Origin of the sequence: Caballeronia sp. BR00000012568055 (assembly GCF_029439455.1) — a bacterium.
Taxonomy (GTDB): Bacteria; Pseudomonadota; Gammaproteobacteria; order Burkholderiales; family Burkholderiaceae; genus Caballeronia.
Genome location: NZ_JAQFVG010000358.1, coordinates 77,076 through 92,467, shown reverse-complemented (window position 1 = coordinate 92,467; position 15,392 = coordinate 77,076). Strand labels below are relative to the sequence as shown.

Annotated in this window: 17 protein-coding genes; 6 read left to right on the top strand and 11 right to left on the bottom strand. The window is 60.3% G+C overall.

Features of this window, described 5'->3' with window-relative positions; all coding sequences use genetic code 11:
• Positions 1 to 73 precede the first annotated feature (73 nt).
• The 8 genes from P7F28_RS32205 to flhD form a co-directional block, all read right to left on the bottom strand.
• Entirely contained in the window at positions 74 to 1,849 is a 1,776-nt protein-coding gene (locus P7F28_RS32205; protein ID WP_277189335.1) for a methyl-accepting chemotaxis protein, read from the bottom strand.
• A gap of 18 nt (positions 1,850 to 1,867) precedes the next feature.
• On the bottom strand, positions 1,868 to 2,377 hold the full coding sequence (gene cheW, locus P7F28_RS32200; RefSeq protein ID WP_277189334.1) for a chemotaxis protein CheW: 510 nt from the start codon (positions 2,375 to 2,377) through the stop codon (positions 1,868 to 1,870).
• Positions 2,378 to 2,396: 19 nt separating this feature from the next.
• Entirely contained in the window at positions 2,397 to 4,685 is a 2,289-nt protein-coding gene (cheA, locus tag P7F28_RS32195; RefSeq protein WP_277189333.1) for a chemotaxis protein CheA, read from the bottom strand.
• Between the two features lie 26 nt (positions 4,686 to 4,711).
• Positions 4,712 to 5,092, bottom strand: a complete 381-nt coding sequence (locus P7F28_RS32190) for a response regulator (RefSeq protein ID WP_277189332.1) — start codon at positions 5,090 to 5,092, stop codon at positions 4,712 to 4,714.
• A gap of 73 nt (positions 5,093 to 5,165) precedes the next feature.
• Positions 5,166 to 6,176, bottom strand: a complete 1,011-nt coding sequence (gene motB, locus P7F28_RS32185) for a flagellar motor protein MotB (RefSeq protein ID WP_277189331.1) — start codon at positions 6,174 to 6,176, stop codon at positions 5,166 to 5,168.
• A 3-nt stretch (positions 6,177 to 6,179) separates the two neighbouring features.
• On the bottom strand, positions 6,180 to 7,040 hold the full coding sequence (gene motA / locus P7F28_RS32180) for a flagellar motor stator protein MotA (protein ID WP_277189330.1): 861 nt from the start codon (positions 7,038 to 7,040) through the stop codon (positions 6,180 to 6,182).
• 158 nt (positions 7,041 to 7,198) lie between these two features.
• Positions 7,199 to 7,756: a flagellar transcriptional regulator FlhC gene (gene flhC, locus P7F28_RS32175; protein ID WP_277189329.1), complete on the bottom strand. Its 558-nt coding sequence runs from the start codon at positions 7,754 to 7,756 to the stop codon at positions 7,199 to 7,201.
• Between the two features lie 32 nt (positions 7,757 to 7,788).
• Positions 7,789 to 8,112, bottom strand: a complete 324-nt coding sequence (gene flhD / locus P7F28_RS32170; RefSeq protein ID WP_277189328.1) for a flagellar transcriptional regulator FlhD — start codon at positions 8,110 to 8,112, stop codon at positions 7,789 to 7,791.
• Between the two features lie 592 nt (positions 8,113 to 8,704).
• Here flhD and P7F28_RS32165 point away from each other — a divergent pair.
• From P7F28_RS32165 to P7F28_RS32155, 3 genes are all read left to right on the top strand, one after another.
• Positions 8,705 to 9,769, top strand: a complete 1,065-nt coding sequence (locus P7F28_RS32165; RefSeq protein ID WP_277189327.1) for a glycosyltransferase family 4 protein — start codon at positions 8,705 to 8,707, stop codon at positions 9,767 to 9,769.
• Positions 9,770 to 10,040: 271 nt separating this feature from the next.
• Complete coding sequence (gene aqpZ, locus P7F28_RS32160; RefSeq protein ID WP_277189326.1) at positions 10,041 to 10,769, top strand: aquaporin Z; 729 nt, start codon at positions 10,041 to 10,043, stop codon at positions 10,767 to 10,769.
• 302 nt (positions 10,770 to 11,071) lie between these two features.
• Positions 11,072 to 11,353, top strand: coding sequence for a hypothetical protein (locus P7F28_RS32155; protein ID WP_277189325.1), 282 nt, complete (start codon positions 11,072 to 11,074; stop codon positions 11,351 to 11,353).
• 17 nt (positions 11,354 to 11,370) lie between these two features.
• Here P7F28_RS32155 and P7F28_RS32150 read toward each other — a convergent pair whose 3' ends face one another.
• Both P7F28_RS32150 and P7F28_RS32145 read right to left on the bottom strand, forming a co-directional pair.
• Positions 11,371 to 12,198 carry a Cof-type HAD-IIB family hydrolase gene (locus tag P7F28_RS32150; protein ID WP_277189324.1) on the bottom strand — a complete coding sequence of 276 codons (828 nt, stop codon included), beginning with the start codon at positions 12,196 to 12,198 and terminating at the stop codon, positions 11,371 to 11,373.
• Between the two features lie 46 nt (positions 12,199 to 12,244).
• Positions 12,245 to 13,141: a BadF/BadG/BcrA/BcrD ATPase family protein gene (locus tag P7F28_RS32145; RefSeq protein ID WP_277189323.1), complete on the bottom strand. Its 897-nt coding sequence runs from the start codon at positions 13,139 to 13,141 to the stop codon at positions 12,245 to 12,247.
• 111 nt (positions 13,142 to 13,252) lie between these two features.
• Here P7F28_RS32145 and P7F28_RS32140 point away from each other — a divergent pair, with 111 nt between their 5' ends.
• From P7F28_RS32140 to P7F28_RS32130, 3 genes are all read left to right on the top strand, one after another.
• Positions 13,253 to 13,858, top strand: coding sequence for a DNA-3-methyladenine glycosylase I (locus P7F28_RS32140; RefSeq protein WP_277189322.1), 606 nt, complete (start codon positions 13,253 to 13,255; stop codon positions 13,856 to 13,858).
• A 469-nt stretch (positions 13,859 to 14,327) separates the two neighbouring features.
• Entirely contained in the window at positions 14,328 to 14,753 is a 426-nt protein-coding gene (locus tag P7F28_RS32135) for a hypothetical protein (protein WP_277189321.1), read from the top strand.
• Between the two features lie 16 nt (positions 14,754 to 14,769).
• Positions 14,770 to 15,147, top strand: coding sequence for a hypothetical protein (locus P7F28_RS32130; protein ID WP_277189320.1), 378 nt, complete (start codon positions 14,770 to 14,772; stop codon positions 15,145 to 15,147).
• A 31-nt stretch (positions 15,148 to 15,178) separates the two neighbouring features.
• Here P7F28_RS32130 and rpsU read toward each other — a convergent pair whose 3' ends face one another.
• Entirely contained in the window at positions 15,179 to 15,391 is a 213-nt protein-coding gene (gene rpsU / locus P7F28_RS32125) for a 30S ribosomal protein S21 (protein ID WP_277189319.1), read from the bottom strand.
• Between the last annotated feature and the right edge of the window lies 1 nt (position 15,392).

Here is a 15,392-nt window from a genome sequence, read left to right as displayed (position 1 = left end):
GACCATGCCTGCGCGTGCTGCTTGTATGTTGCGAGTGCGGCTTGCATGGTCGTATCGGTCCGAACGCTTTTACTTAGAAGGTTTCCCAGTCGCCGGCATCGACGGTGGTTTTGGTTGCGCGCGGTGCGGGTGCCGGGGTTTGCGCCACCGGCTTTTTCACTGCTGCTTCCTTGATAACGGCGGGCTCGTGTGAAACTTTCGAGATCGCGACAGCAGGTTTTTTCGCCGCTGCAACCTTCGGTTCGACGCGTGCTGCGAGCGCTGCGGGCGTTGCTTTAGCTACAGATACGCTCGCCATTTCCACGCGCCATTGACCGACCACGCCCTTCAACTGACGCGTCTGTTCTTCGAGCGATGCAGCAGCCGCCGCCGCTTCTTCCACCAGGGCCGCGTTCTGTTGCGTGACGCTGTCCATCTGCGTGACGGCGAGATTGACCTGCGCGATGCCATCGGATTGTTCTTCCGATGCCGCGCTGATCTCGCCCATGATGTCCGTCACACGACGCACGGCCTGCACGATCTCGCCCATCGTTTCGCCAGCCTGCGCGACGAGTTCCGAGCCGTTCTGCACCTTCTCGGCCGAATCGCCGATCAGCGATTTGATTTCCTTCGCCGCCGCCGCGCTACGCTGCGCCAGCGATCGCACTTCGCCTGCAACGACCGCGAATCCGCGTCCTTCTTCACCGGCGCGTGCCGCTTCAACCGCCGCGTTCAACGCAAGAATATTGGTCTGAAACGCGATGCCTTCGATCACGCCGATGATGTCCACCACCTTGCTCGAACTCGATGCAATCGCGTTCATCGTATCGACGACTTGCTCGACGACTTCACCGCCACGCGACGCGATATCCGATGCGTTCACCGCAAGCTGGCTCGCCTGACGTGCGTTGTCGGCGTTCTGCTTCACGGTGCTCGTGAGTTGCTCCATGCTCGAAGCCGTCTCTTGCAGCGATGCAGCCTGCTCCTCCGTACGCTGCGACAAATCCGTGTTGCCGCTGGCAATTTCCCGCGCGCCGACATCGATCGATTCCGCGCCGCGATGCACCGAGCCGACCATCGACGTGAGATTGGTGCGCATGCGTTCGATACCCGCGAACAAGCGACCGATTTCGTTCGTGCTCTCCGTGTGCGCCGACTGCGTGAGATCGCCGCGCGAAATGCGCTCGAAGTGCTCCACCGCGTCTTCGATCGGCTGCACGATCAGACTGCGCAGCGCGAAGCGCGTACCAATCAGAATCAGCACCGACAACACCAGCAACACGCCGATCGTCACATTCAACGTCGAAATATTCGATGCCGTGTTCGCGCGCAAATCTTCCGCGTGCTTTTGCTGCGCCTGAACGGCGGCAACCACTGCGTTATCGAACGATACGAACATCGGGCTGATCTTCGTGTCGGCGATGGCGTGATACGCGGCCATATCGTTGGCGCGGATCGCGGTGAACTCGGGTTCGACGCCGCTCTTCAACAGCGTGTCGTGCTGCGAAATGAGTTCGTCCATCGTCGCGCGCGGCAAGGTCGATTGAACCGTGTCGAGATAAAGCTTCCAGTTCTCGTTGCTCTTGTCGAGCAGATACTGGCCGCGCTCCATCGCTTTCTGCGACTCGGCCGTGTTGCCCGCTTCGATCAGCGAGCGCACGCGATCCAGCGTCACGCGCGAACGCAGCAAATACGACGACGCTTCCGACAGCGCGCGCGCCGCGACCATATCCTGTTGCGCGAGCGTGGAAATCGACGTGCTGGCCGAATTCAGACCGACTACCGACAACCCGCCGATCACGGCGGCGCTGGCGACGAACAACAAACCGACGAGCGTGAGCGTCGTGCGAATCGACAACTTCTTTAGCATGGCTATCTTCTTGTTGGCTTAAGCGACAGTGTCGATCAGTTCCATCTCGCGGCTCGTCATGAGCTTCTCGATGTCCATCAGAATCAGCATGCGGCCATCGACCGTGCCGAGTCCGGTGAGATATTCCGTGTTGAGCGTCTGGCCGAATTCCGGCGCGGGCATCACTTGTTCGGGCGAGAGCGTGAGCACGTCGGACACGCCGTCCACCACCATGCCGACCACGCGATGCGCCACGTTCAGAATGATGACGACCGTCTGGTTGTCATACTCCACGCGACCCAGATTGAACTTGATGCGCATATCCACGATCGGCACGATAATGCCGCGCAGATTGATCACGCCTTTGATGAAACCCGGCGCATTCGCAATCCGCGTCACGCTGTCGTAACCGCGAATTTCCTGCACCTTCAGAATGTCGATGCCGTACTCTTCCGCGCCGAGCGTGAAGACGAGAAATTCCTGACCGGCGGCTTCGCCGTGCTGCGCGTCGTGACGCGAAGCGGGATGGATCGATTGAATATCAGCCACAAAAGCCCCCAACAGTCTTTTAATGAGTCTGCGATGCGTGCGCGGCACGCGATTCGCGATTGAGCGCGGCAACGTCGACGATCAGCGCGACACTGCCGTCGCCCAGGATGGTCGCGGCGGAAATGCCGTGCACCTTGCGGTAATTGGTTTCGAGGTTCTTCACGACCACTTGCTGCTGGCCAACGAGTTCGTCGATCAGCATGGCCATGCGTCGGCCTTCCGTTTGCAGGATCGTGACGATGCCTTGCGTCGGTTCCGTGCGTGCGCCGTCCACATCGAACACCTGATGCAGCGCGACCAGCGGCAGATATTCGCCGCGCACGCGCACCACGCGTTCGCCGTTGGCGACCGTGTAGATATCGTCGGCGACGGGTTGCAGCGACTCCATGACGAAGTTCAGCGGCAGAATGAAGATCTCGTTGCCGACCTTCACCGACATGCCGTCGAGGATCGCCAGCGTGAGCGGCAGCACGATCTTGGTCGTGGTGCCCGCGCCCTGACGCGACATGATTTCGACGTGACCGCCCATCGACTGGATGTTGCGCTTCACCACGTCCATGCCGACGCCGCGGCCGGAGATATCGGTGACTTGTTCTGCGGTCGAAAAGCCCGGCATGAAGATGAGTTGCCAGACGTCTTCATCGGACATCGAGTCGCTGACGGCGAGACCTTGTTTCTGCGCCTTGGCGAGAATCTTGTCGCGACGCAGACCCGCGCCGTCGTCGCTGACTTCGATCACGATATTGCCGCCGTGATGCGCCGCCGACAGCACGAGCTGACCAGTCGTCGGCTTGCCCGCCGCGCGACGCGCTTCCACCGTTTCGATACCGTGATCGAGCGAGTTGCGCACCAGGTGCGTCAACGGATCGATGATGCGTTCGATCAGGCTCTTGTCCAGTTCGGTCGCCTGACCGAAGGTGACGAGTTCCACTTCCTTGCCGAGCTTGCCGGCAATATCGCGCACGAGTCGCGGGAAGCGGCTGAATACGTAATCCATCGGCATCATGCGGATGGACATGACGGCCTCTTGCAGGTCGCGCGCGTTGCGCTCCAACTGCGCCATGCCGTTGAACAGACGATCATGCAGCGCGGGATCGAATGCGCTCGTCGTTTCCGCGAGCATCGCCTGAGTAATGACCAGTTCGCCGACCAGATTGATAAGCTGATCGACCTTTTCCACGCCCACGCGAATCGAGCTGCCTTCCGCCGATGCGGCGGCTTGCGGGCGGGCTTTCTTTTCTGCGTCCGCTGCTGCGGCCTTGGGTGGCAAGGCGGCCGGTTCACTGACCGCCTTCGCCGGTTCCTCGTTCTTGTTCACCGATGCGGATGCAGACCCTTCCTGCGCCTGCGATACGCCCGGTTTTTGCAGCGCGTGATGTACTGCGGGTGCTTCCATGACTGCCGGTGCTGCCTGTGCTTCTGAAACAGCCACTGTTTTTGCCGCCGTGTTCGACGGTTCTTTATGTGCGACTGGCTCCGTCGCCTGGCCGCGGCTGATCGTGATTTGACTTTCGTCGATCACGAAACAGCACACGGCCACGATGTCGTCGGCGCCGACGTCCGACTCGAGCCACAGCACGAGTTCGGCATCGGTCTTTTGCTCCCCGACGATATTGCCCAGATTCCCCAACTCTTCAGTCAGCGTCTCCAGGTCCTTCGCGCCCACCCCCCGTAGCGTAATTTTCAGGTGGGATCCAACATTTGCTGCTAGTTCGTTAACCTTATTATCGGCAGCGTTTCCTGCATCTTGTGCGCTATCTTTCAGTTCGAACGCGCCGTCCCAATTGCCGTCGTCTTCGATCGCTTCCATCGCTTGCGCGATGACGTGCGGCGGCGGTGCGTTCTCGCCTTCATACATGGCCGGTGCGTTCGCGTTGATCTCCGGCAGGAGCACGGGCTCCGCAACCGGCGCTTTCGCGTCTTCGTTCTTCAGGCGTTCCAGCTTCGCGCAAATCGCGATCGCCGCTTCCATATCCGGCTCGGCGCTCGCGCGATACGCGGCAAGCTGATCCTGCAACACGTCCTTCGTCGCGAGGAACGTATCGATCATGTCGCGGCGCAGAACGAGTTCGTTATTGCGCGCGCGATCCAGCAGCGATTCGAGAATGTGCGTGGTTTCGGTCAAGGCGGTGAAGCCGAACGTGGCCGCGCCGCCCTTGATCGAATGTGCCGCGCGGAAGATCGCCGCGAGATCCTCGGGATCGGGATTCGCGATATCGAGCACGAGCAGCAATTGCTCCATCTGCGCGAGGAGTTCATCGGCCTCGTCGAAGAAGGTTTGATAAAACTGGGTAATGTCGAGAGTCATGCTAAGAATCACCGCTTTTTAATTGCTCAATGCTGCTCTTGAGGTTCCGAGAGGGCTGCGACCAGTTCGGTCAGCAAATCCGGATCGACCGGCTTTTCGACCCAACCCGTCGCGCCGGCTTCGCGCGCTGCATCCTTGAACGGCTCGCCGGATTCGGTGGTCAGCACCAGAATCGGCGTCGCGCGGTAAGCGTGATTCGCGCGCAATTCGACGATCAGATCGAGGCCGTTTTTCTTCGGCATATGCTGATCGGTCAGCACGAGATCGAAGCGTTCGGCGAGCGCCCATTCCAGACCTTCGTTGCCGTCGGATGCGACCGTCACTTCGTAGCCCGCGCTGGTCAGCGTGGCCGAGAGGATTTGCCGCATGGCGGCTGAATCGTCGATTGCCAGGATGTTCTTGATCATGTGTTGCCTTGGTGGCTTGCTGCGCAAGTTCTTGTTCGGTTGACGGCGCGATTAGCAGAAGTCTTGAGTCGATTTATTGCTGAGCCATCGAAGCCGACGTGCGCGCGATCCCCGCGCGCGGCAGCGTCGAGTCGAGCACGCCCGCGCCGCTGCCGTTGTCGATGGTCGTGCCCGCGCTGCCGCTGCCGTCGTCCTGCACCATCTGCGCTTCCGCGCGTCGATTGAGCACGATCACGCTGATGCGCCGGTTTTCCGGGTCCATCGGATCTTTTCGATTCAGGTTCTGTGTCGATGCCAGCCCGAGCACGCGCAGCACCTTCGCTTCATCCATGCCGCCCGCAACCAGTTCGCGCCGCGACGCGTTCGCGCGATCCGCCGACAGTTCCCAGTTGCTGTAGCCCTTCTCGCCGCCCGCGTACTGCACGGCATCCGTATGTCCCTGCACGACGATGTGATTCGGCACGCCGTTCAGCGTCTTGCCGATCTCGCGCAGAATGTCGCGCATATACGGCTGCACGTTGTTGCTGGAGAGCGCGAACATCGGCCGCTTTTGGGTATCGACAATTTCGATGCGCAAGCCTTGCTGCGTGGTCTCGATGCGAATCTGCTGCTTGAACTGGCGCATGGTCGGATTGGCTTCGATCGCGGCCATCAGCTTGATTTGCAGATCGTGCAGACGCTCTTGCTCGCGGCGTTCCATTTCGTTGGCCGCCGCCTTGAGCAACTCGTCGTCCGTCCTCTGGTTCGATGAACGTTGCGCGAGTTGCGTCTTGCCATCGGTTCTGCGTGCGGCGCCGGGTTCCGTGCTGGAGATATCGCGACCGCCGCCTTCGAGAATGCTGTTGTCCATGCCGACGGTCTTGCCACCGACCATTGCGGCCTTGAGCGGCATCTGAAAATATTCGGCGATACCGCGACGCTGCACCGGCGAGGTCGATGACAACAGCCACATCAAGAGGAAGAACGCCATCATCGCGGTCATGAAGTCCGCATACGCGAGCTTCCACGCGCCGCCGTGATGCCCTTTCGCACCCTTGACGATCTTCTTGACGAAAATGGGCCGGTCTTTTTCGGAAGTGCTCATGGCTTACTTGGCCTTGACCTTGCGCACGTGCTCTTCGAGTTCCGAGAACGACGGACGCTCGGTCGAGAACAACACCTTGCGGCCGAACTCCACGGCAATCGACGGCGCGTAGCCGTTGAGGCTGGCGAGAATCGTCACCTTGATGCACTGAAGCATCTTGGTTTGCTCGGCAAGACGTTGTTCCGCCACGCCCGCCATCGGACCGATGAAACCGTAGGAAAGGAGAATGCCGAGGAAGGTGCCGACCAGCGCCTGCGCGATCATTTCGCCGAGGATAGCGGGCGGTTGATCGGCCGAGGCCATGGTGTGCACCACGCCCATCACCGCCGCGACGATACCGAACGCAGGCATCGCGTCACCGACTTTATGCAGCGCCTGCGCCGGCGCTTCGCCTTCGACGTGATGCGTTTCGATTTCCTCGTCCATGAGGCTTTCGATCTCGAACGCATTCATGTTGCCGCCGACCATCAGGCGCAGATAATCCGTAATGAATTCGACGATGTGATGATCCGCGAGCACGTTCGGATACTGATTGAAGATCGGGCTCTTGAAGGGATCGTCGATATCGGATTCGAGCGCGAGCGTGCCTTCCTTGCGCGCCTTGGCCAGCAACACGTAGAGCAGACCCATCAGTTCCATGTACACGTCCTTGCTGTACTTGGAGCCTTTGAACAAGGTGGGAATGACGCGCAGCGTCGCCTTGATCGTCTTCATGTTGTTGCCGAGCAGAAATGCGCCAATGCCCGCGCCACCGATCATGAGAATTTCGACGGGCTGCATGAGCGCGCCAAGGTGACCGCCTTCGATGGCGTATCCGCCAAAGACGGACAGCAATGTCACGAGCGTTCCAACGAAAATCAGCACAGTCGAGTCCTCATAATTTGCATGCGGGATGACCGCCGTTATGTTGGTTTACGGCACTCGACAAAAAAACTTTGGTAGGACGTTTCTAACCGGGCAAACGGTAAAAGCCACGCGGGGATTGGCTGTGGCTGATTGATGCGGCGTCGTTTTTACTGTTTTTAGGCAGCGGTTGTGTGACGCGCTATGTCTGGAAATTGCGCCCGGCGGGTTTTTCCGGCACGCGATGGCGGCTGGCATAAGCCGCATATGTAACCGGGCCGCGAATCGTAGGCATGCGCGACGAAACGTCCGCCGCAACGCGTGCAGACGGTGGTTTGCAGCATCTTCGAATCGAAGTAGCGGACCAGCGTCCAGGCGCGCGTGAGCGTCAGCACGGGTTCATCGCCATGCAGGCCGAGATGCTCCAGATATAAACGGTAGCTTTTGACGATTGCTTGAATCGTCGGCTGCGCGGGGTCGTGTGTGGAAACGAATCGGTAGATCGCGTGAAACAGGGACGAATGGATATTCGGCTGCCACGTCATGAACCAGTCGGTCGAGAACGGCAGCATGCCTTTCGGCGGCGACGCGCCCTTCAGCTCCTTGTAGAGCTTGACGAGCCGGTCGCGCGACAGGCTGGTCTCAGTTTCGAGCAATTGCAGCCGCGCCCCCATTTCGATCAGTTCGATCGCCAGGGTGATCTCGCGAACTTCCGCGACGACGCTGCGCGTAGCCATCGGCCCGCGGCGCTGGAGAGCCAACGAGCCGCTCAGCCGATCTGTTCGGTGGGCGCGTCGGCCAGCAGAATCGCGGCGTGCGCGTGGGAGAGCGCAGCGCTCTTTTCCTTGTCGGCGAGCGTCGCGAGGATGGTGTGATCGTCGAAACGGAAGCGGCACAGCAAATGGCTGGACGACGCCACCTTCACCGCCTGCGCAAGCGAAAGCGAACTCAGCACCTGCGCGACTTGTTCCGATAGTCCGAGACGGTACATCGCCGACACGCGGTCTTCGTGTAACAGACGCTGCGCGAGGAGCAAGTACGACAGATTCACCTCGCGGATTTCCGCGAGCGTACTGGTATGGCTGGCCGTCATTTTTTCCCCGAGTCGATACATGGCTGGTCAGGCCGTGCGGGAAACGTTTGCTCGGATTCGCCTCGTGTTCGGGCTGGGCGATCCGGTCCCGCTCGTAGTTTCGACGCGATTGTGAGCCAGGTCTGTGCGCGGGGGTATCGGATGAACGCGCCGAGAGCGAGCCGGAAATTTTCGAGTTTACGTGTAGGAATTCTTCTTACACGTCGATTCCGGTACGGGTTGGCGGCGGCGGAAATGTATATCGGCGCGTATTCGTCTTACTTAATACGCGCAGGCACACGCAATGCTAAAGCCCTTCTTCGCGGCAAGCGGGATGCTCCATATCGACCTTCATCGTAGGAAACAGTGCAATTTTCGACTTCGTAACAGCAGTTGTTTCGCGCTGTAACAACGATAAGCGATTGAAAAATGACGTGAAATGCCGCTCTCGATCCCGATAATGAGCATTAAGGGATAACCCGGTCACGAGCACTTCGTATTTCCGGGCCGATCTCGGGCGGCGTCACCAGACACACGCGGCCCGCCCGAATGGCATGTTGAGCGCTCGACCGGAGCGTGACTGCAATGCCTAACCAATAAGGAGAGTCACGTTATGCGAATCGCACAAATTGCACCGTTGCACGAAGCAGTTCCCCCGAAGTTTTACGGCGGCACTGAGCGCGTCGTGTCGTATCTGACCGATGCACTCGTCGATCTCGGCCACGATGTAACCTTGTTCGCCAGCGGCGATTCGCAAACGAAGGCAACGCTCGAAGCGGCCTGGCCGCGCGCGCTGCGTCTCGATCCGACCATCCGCGATGCGCTCGCGCCGCACATGCTGCTGCTCGAAAACGTCCGCCGCCGCGCGCACGAATTCGACGTGCTGCATTTCCACCTCGATTACATGCCGTTCCCGCTGTTCACGCAGATGGACACGCCGTTCGTGACGACGCTGCACGGCCGTCTCGACCTGCCCGAACTGCAACCGATCTTCAATACGTTCACGAAGGCGAACGTGATTTCGATTTCGGATAACCAGCGCGGACCGCTGCCGCAGGCAAATTGGCTGAACACGGTTTATCACGGTCTGCCGGACGATCTGCTGACGCCGCGTACGGACAAGAAGCCGGAATATCTGGCGTTTCTGGGCCGTATTTGCCCGGAAAAGCGCGCTGATCTGGCGATCAAGATCGCCGCGCAAAGCGGGTTGCCGCTGAAGATCGCTGCGAAGGTGGACAAGGTCGATCAGGAATACTTCAAATCGACGATCGAACCGCTGCTGTCGCAGGCGCATGTCGAGTTCATCGGCGAGATCAACGAGGCGCAGAAGCCAGAATTCCTTTCGGGCGCGAAGGCGCTGCTGTTCCCGATCGACTGGAACGAGCCGTTCGGCCTCGTGATGATCGAAGCGATGGCGTGCGGCACGCCGGTGATCGCGTTCAATCGTGGTTCGGTGCCGGAAGTGATCGATCACGGCGTGACCGGCTTTATCTGCGAAGACGTGCAAGGCGCAGTGGGCGCGCTGCATCGGATCGATGAACTGAATCGCACGGAAATTCGCGCGCAGTTCGAGCGCCGCTTCAGCGCAAAGACGATGGCGCAAAACTACGTCGATAGCTACACGGCGATGCTTCAGGCCGCCAAGCGTCCGGTGCTGCGTCAGGTTGCGGTGGGCTAAGACCTGTTCCGACTGTCTGCGTAGAACGAAAAAGCCGCCCCATTTCGATGGGGCGGCTTTTTTATCTTATAAAAGCGAAACAGTTTCCCCGATTGCAACCAGTCTCGAACCGGAATAATCCGAAGTTTCAGCCTACTTGCTGTAATTTGAGCGCCGATCGACCAATTTTGACAGTTTGCAAAAGAACTCGCCATTAAACTGCGCTCCGCATCGAGCGCGGTTGCTCTTGCATTTGACAAATAGTCGTTCACCACTTCAAGTAGGCAGGATCATGCATCTGACCAAGCGTCTCGGCGCTGAAATTTTCGGTACTTTCTGGCTCGTGCTGGGCGGTTGCGGAAGCGCCGTGCTCGCCGCAGCCTTCCCTCACGTTGGTATCGGTCTGGCTGGCGTTTCGCTGGCGTTCGGCCTTACCGTGCTCACCATGGCGTTCGCTATCGGCCACGTGTCGGGCTGCCATCTGAATCCGGCTGTCAGCATCGGTCTCGCGGCGGCTGGCCGTTTCCCGGTGCGTGACCTCGTGCCGTATATCGTGGCGCAAGTGATCGGCGCAACGCTGGGCGCGTGGGTGCTGTCGATGATCGCAACCGGCGCGCCGGGCTTCGATCTGGTCGCCAGCGGCTTTGCTGCAAACGGCTTCGGCGAGCACTCGCCGGGCGGCTATTCGATGATCGCAGCGCTGATCTGCGAAGTCGTGATGACGTTCTTCTTCCTGTTCGTGATCCTCGGCGCCACCGATGACCGCGCACCGAAGGGCTTCGCACCGATCGCCATCGGTCTGTGCCTGACGCTGATCCACCTGATTTCGATTCCGGTCACCAACACGTCGGTGAATCCGGCTCGCTCGACGGGTCCGGCATTGTTCGTTGGCGGCTGGGCGCTGGATCAGTTGTGGCTGTTCTGGATTGCGCCGATCGCTGGCGCGATCATCGCCGGTATCGTTTATCCGGCACTGACGCGTGAAACGCGTTCGCACGTTGCGGGCGTGGTGGCGCGTTAATCGGCCAGTAGTTCACGCTGTAAAAGAAACGGGCGCTTCATGCGCCCGTTTTGCTTTTCCGCCGTCAGGATTAAAACGGCGCGACAAATGTAATCGGCAATTACGAAGCATGCTTATTATTTTCGTTGCGGGATTCATCGGCGGAATATAAAGCCTTGCCACATAAGGCTTTCGCGGCAATCACAACGCCAAAACCATCCTTTCGCCTCGCTTGCACACAGTAACAAGTCGTCGAAGCGTGTAAGACGGGCGGCGCTTACATTGGACTCATGCGACACGCGTCGCTCTAAAGGAGAACCACAATGAAGCGCATCGTCACCCATATGCTCGTAGCTGCCGGCCTCGCGATCGGTGCAGTCGGCGCGGCTCAGGCTCACACCGACCTGAACATCGGACTGTCGCTCGGCGCGCCGGCTTACGCTGCGCCGGTGTACGTGCGACCCGCGCCGCCGGTTTATCGCGCGCCGTACTATCGTCACGATGAACCCCGCTGGCACGACAACTATCGTCATGACAACGGCCACTGGAACCGCGCCGGCTGGGATCACGGTCCCGATCACGGCAACTGGGGCCGTCGTGGATAAGCGCAGTTAAATGAGGCTCAAGCGCCCGAGGCGAGGTCGTCGCGAATCTCGAACAGCTTGCGAAGCTGATGCGCGACGCCCGCCTCGAAGTTCGAGCCAATACGCGGCACGTTCGGCAAACGCTTGATGAGGTCGGGATTCGCGTTGTTCATCATGAACGGATGCCCAGCCGTTTCCAGCAAGTCGATATCGTTCATGTTGTCGCCGAAGGCCACACACTGCTTCGGACTCGCATCCAGCCGATCCAGCACGAAGCGCAGCGCGCGCCCTTTCGATACATCGCAGGTCATGACTTCAAGGCAATCGGGAAGCGAATACGTGACGTAGAGCGAATCGCCGAACTCGCGTTCCAGATTGGCGGCGGTCTCCTTCAAATCCGCCGGATCGCCGATATACAGCACCTTCGCGATGTCCTCGCCGTCGTGCTGCGTCAGATCCATCACCTCGTACTTGAAGCCGGAATCCTGATGGAACACCAGCAGTTCGGGAGCGTGACGATCGATCAGCCAGGCGTCGTCGGCGAAGAGATTGACGACCACGCGGCCGCTGCCGCCCGCGAGATCGGGCTGCACCAGACGGCGCACGAAAGCGGGATCGATATTGCGCGAGTAGACGCACTCGTCGCCAGGCGCATGCACACGCGCGCCGTTCGACGTAATGAGATACGCGTCCACGCCGAGCAGATCGCGAATTCCGGCGACATCGCGGTAATGTCTGCCCGTCGCGATGATGATGTCGATACCACGCGCCGCCAGCGTGCGCACGGTTTCAGCTGTAAAGGGATCGAGCGTGTGGTCGCTGTGCAGCAGCGTACCGTCGAGATCAGTTGCGATGACCGAATACATGACTGCCTTTTTTGAGCGGATGGAAGGCGCTGCGAAGTGCGTTATTTTATCGCGCGCTTTTGACGGCCCTTCGCGCGAGTTCCAGCGCACCGGCGGCGGAATCGGCGCGTGGTGCGCGCAAGCGCTCGCGAATGGCGATCGGCACGAACGGTTCGAAGGGCGCGCCGAGACCGCCACACAACGCGACAGGTAACTCGCCGCGCGGATCGAGCGCCGTTACGAGCAGGCCGATTTCCTCGCCCGCGCGTTCGAGCAAACGCGCGGCCTCGGGATGATCGCGGAACTCGAAGACCGTGGGCGCGAGCGTCGCGTAGGCGGTTTGGTTCGCGGCGCACAGCCAGACCACCAGGCTGTCGCGATCCGTCGCGCCGGTGCGGGCGAGCAGTTCGCGCGACCAGGCATCGGCGGGGCTGCGGCCATCGAGTACGCGTTGAAGATGCACCACGGCGCGCAGGCCGAGCCACGCGCCACTGGCTTCGTCGCCGCTCGGAAAACCGTAGCCGCCGGAAATGCGACACACGCCCGCCGCATCCAGCGATGCCGCGATGCTGCCCGTCCCAAGCGCGACGATCACGCCCGCCGCGCCGCCGTGCGCGCCGAGTACGGTCGTGTAGGCATCGCTTTCGACGCTGAGCGCACGGACGTCCGGCGCGTGCGCCAGAAACGCCGCGAGCCAGTCCGCGTTATTGACGCCCGCGAGGCCGCAGCCGAGCGAACACGCGCGCCAGTCGAAGGCGAGGCCGGCGGTATCGAATGCGCGCTTGCAGGCATCGCCGATCGATTGCCACGCACGCTCGACGCCAAGCCCGAGGCCCGACGGACCGCCGCTGGCGCGCGCGAGTTCGATGCCGTTTGCATCGGCGAGAATCACGCGCGTGCCGCTGCCGCCGCCGTCGATACCGAGCAGGAAATCGCCCGAAAAATGAGATGAGGTGAGAGTCATGCCCGCAAGCTTACCGGCGACAAGGACGCGCGCCAATCAGCCGAACGGCATAGGCCGCGCGACGCCGATCTTCCGCTATGCTGGCGCGATTCTGAAACCGGGGGTATCGCGATGAAGGCGACCGAAGCAAAACGCTGCGCATGGGCAACGACCGATGCGATGGCGCATTACCACGACACCGAATGGGGCGTGCCATCGCACGACGATCATCACTTGTTCGAAATGCTCGTGCTCGAAGGCGCGCAGGCGGGCTTGTCGTGGTCAACCATTCTCAACAAGCGCGACGGTTATCGCGCGCTATTCAAAGACTTCGATATCGATAAGGTTGCGCGCATGACGGAGAAGGACGTCGATCGGATCGTGGGCGATGCGCGGATCGTGCGGCATCGCGGGAAGATCGAATCGACGCTGCTGAATGCGCGCGCCGTGAAGCAGATTCAAGCCGAACACGGATCGTTCGCCGACTTCGTCTGGTCCTTCGTCGATGGCAAACCGATCGATACGCCGCGCAACGCGAAGAACCCGACGCCCGCGTCCACGCCTGAATCGGATGCGCTATCGAAAGCGCTGAAAAAGTACGGCTGCAAGTTCGTCGGCACGACCATTTGCTATGCGTTCATGCAGGCGGCCGGCCTCGTCAACGATCACGCCGACGACTGCGACGCGCGAACGAAACCTAAGACAAAACGCAAATCCACAGCCAAGTCAAAAACCTGAACAGCATCGGCGTGAAAGATTTTTGCTTTTTGACAACATGCTTGAGCGCAAACTACGCGACTCAGGGTAAATCCCGATAGGAGCAAAGTTTTTTGCAGTGAAGCACGCCGAAATGCCCGCCCGATAAGGGTTTCCGATGCTTCTTCCGCACTGCACGAACGTGCGGTTCGTGTAAAAATGTCGTCCTCGCGTGCGCTGCCGCACCTTTTTACCGGACCAAAACGTTATAACTGACACGTGCGGGCCGTTAACAAGATAGGCACCGCGGTGAGCACCAAGGCGCGGTGAGACCGAGCGCCCATAGCTGAAATAGCCGAAAAACCGTCGTGCTCCATAGCAGTAGCCGGGAAGCGACAAGCGTCTTTAGGTTGCGCGTCATGCGCGACGGCACGCTGACCGGTGTTGCAGGTGCGGGTTGCTCGAACACTTAATCGCATGGCCGCTGCGCAGGGGCGCAGGGGAGAAGATCATGAAAAGCCTGAACTTCCTGACGCATCAGGAGATTTTCAACAACGCCGTCCAGCATCTCTTCGTGCAGGGGCAAGCCGCTTTGCTGCCGCACGGTGGCGGTGCTTATCGCGGTTACTGCGGCGGCTGCCCGATCGGCGGCATCATCAAGCCGCGCGATTACGTCACGGCCATGGAAGGCGTGCCGGTGCGCTTCATCAACAAGTCGCCGGACGCGGTGCCTGCCTATATGGATGTCGGCGTCGCCGCGCTCAAGCGTGCGCTGCTGCGCGCCCGCATCAACGTCTACGATCCGGCCACCGTCGAACTGCTCTCCTGCCTGCAAAACGTCCACGACGTGTTCGGCAAATGGGAATGGCGTGATCGTCTTACTTCGATTGCGCGTCAGTTCGGTCTGTCGGCCGAGCTTTTGAAATCGGCTGCGTAAGCGTTCGGGTGTCGCGATGTTGAGCCCTATCAAGATGTTGAGCCCGCAGGACATTTACGAACACGTGCGCGGGCATTTGCTCGCGCAGGGCGCGGTGTCGGAAGACGATAACGGGTCGTGCCGGCTGCGCAGTCCGAATGGCCGCAAGTGCGCGATCGGATCGCTGGTGCGTGACGATCTTTACGATGCCAGGCTCGAAGGCGTCGGCATTTCGTACTATCGGCACGCGCAGGATGGCGCGCTGCTGCGCACGCTCTACGCATCGAACGTGAATGCGTACGATCCGAACGTGATCAATCTGCTGATCGAACTGGAGCAGATTCACGACGACGCCAGCGTCGAGGAATGGCCGCATTTGCTGGCCGCGCTGGGCAAACGGCACGCGTTCGCATAAAGCAAACCACGGACGCAGAAACAAAAACGCTTTAGTGCATCTTCTTCGGCAGCATCTGGCTACGCAGGCGCTTGCGCAGACGCGCGACCGCGGCGGCCTTCTTGCGCTTACGCTCGGTGGTCGGCTTTTCGTACGACTGACGCTCGCGCAGTTCGGCGATCAGGCCGTTACGCTCGATGGTGCGACGGAAGCGACGGATCGCGACGTCGAACGGCTCGTTTTCTTTGAGGGTGATGGTGGTCATG

What these genes read in the sequence shown, in the direction of transcription:
- P7F28_RS32205 (WP_277189335.1), bottom strand. Translation starts at nt 1,849, where the DNA reads ATGCTAAAGAAGTTGTCGATTCGCACGACGCTCACGCTCGTCGGTTTG.
- cheA (WP_277189333.1), bottom strand. Translation starts at nt 4,685, where the DNA reads ATGACTCTCGACATTACCCAGTTTTATCAAACCTTCTTCGACGAGGCC.
- P7F28_RS32190 (WP_277189332.1), bottom strand. Translation starts at nt 5,092, where the DNA reads ATGATCAAGAACATCCTGGCAATCGACGATTCAGCCGCCATGCGGCAA.
- motB (WP_277189331.1), bottom strand. Translation starts at nt 6,176, where the DNA reads ATGAGCACTTCCGAAAAAGACCGGCCCATTTTCGTCAAGAAGATCGTC.
- flhC (WP_277189329.1), bottom strand. Translation starts at nt 7,756, where the DNA reads ATGGCTACGCGCAGCGTCGTCGCGGAAGTTCGCGAGATCACCCTGGCG.
- flhD (WP_277189328.1), bottom strand. Translation starts at nt 8,112, where the DNA reads ATGACGGCCAGCCATACCAGTACGCTCGCGGAAATCCGCGAGGTGAAT.
- P7F28_RS32165 (WP_277189327.1), top strand. Translation starts at nt 8,705, where the DNA reads ATGCGAATCGCACAAATTGCACCGTTGCACGAAGCAGTTCCCCCGAAG.
- aqpZ (WP_277189326.1), top strand. Translation starts at nt 10,041, where the DNA reads ATGCATCTGACCAAGCGTCTCGGCGCTGAAATTTTCGGTACTTTCTGG.
- P7F28_RS32155 (WP_277189325.1), top strand. Translation starts at nt 11,072, where the DNA reads ATGAAGCGCATCGTCACCCATATGCTCGTAGCTGCCGGCCTCGCGATC.
- P7F28_RS32150 (WP_277189324.1), bottom strand. Translation starts at nt 12,198, where the DNA reads ATGTATTCGGTCATCGCAACTGATCTCGACGGTACGCTGCTGCACAGC.
- P7F28_RS32145 (WP_277189323.1), bottom strand. Translation starts at nt 13,141, where the DNA reads ATGACTCTCACCTCATCTCATTTTTCGGGCGATTTCCTGCTCGGTATC.
- P7F28_RS32140 (WP_277189322.1), top strand. Translation starts at nt 13,253, where the DNA reads ATGAAGGCGACCGAAGCAAAACGCTGCGCATGGGCAACGACCGATGCG.
- P7F28_RS32135 (WP_277189321.1), top strand. Translation starts at nt 14,328, where the DNA reads ATGAAAAGCCTGAACTTCCTGACGCATCAGGAGATTTTCAACAACGCC.
- P7F28_RS32130 (WP_277189320.1), top strand. Translation starts at nt 14,770, where the DNA reads ATGTTGAGCCCTATCAAGATGTTGAGCCCGCAGGACATTTACGAACAC.
- rpsU (WP_277189319.1), bottom strand. Translation starts at nt 15,391, where the DNA reads ATGACCACCATCACCCTCAAAGAAAACGAGCCGTTCGACGTCGCGATC.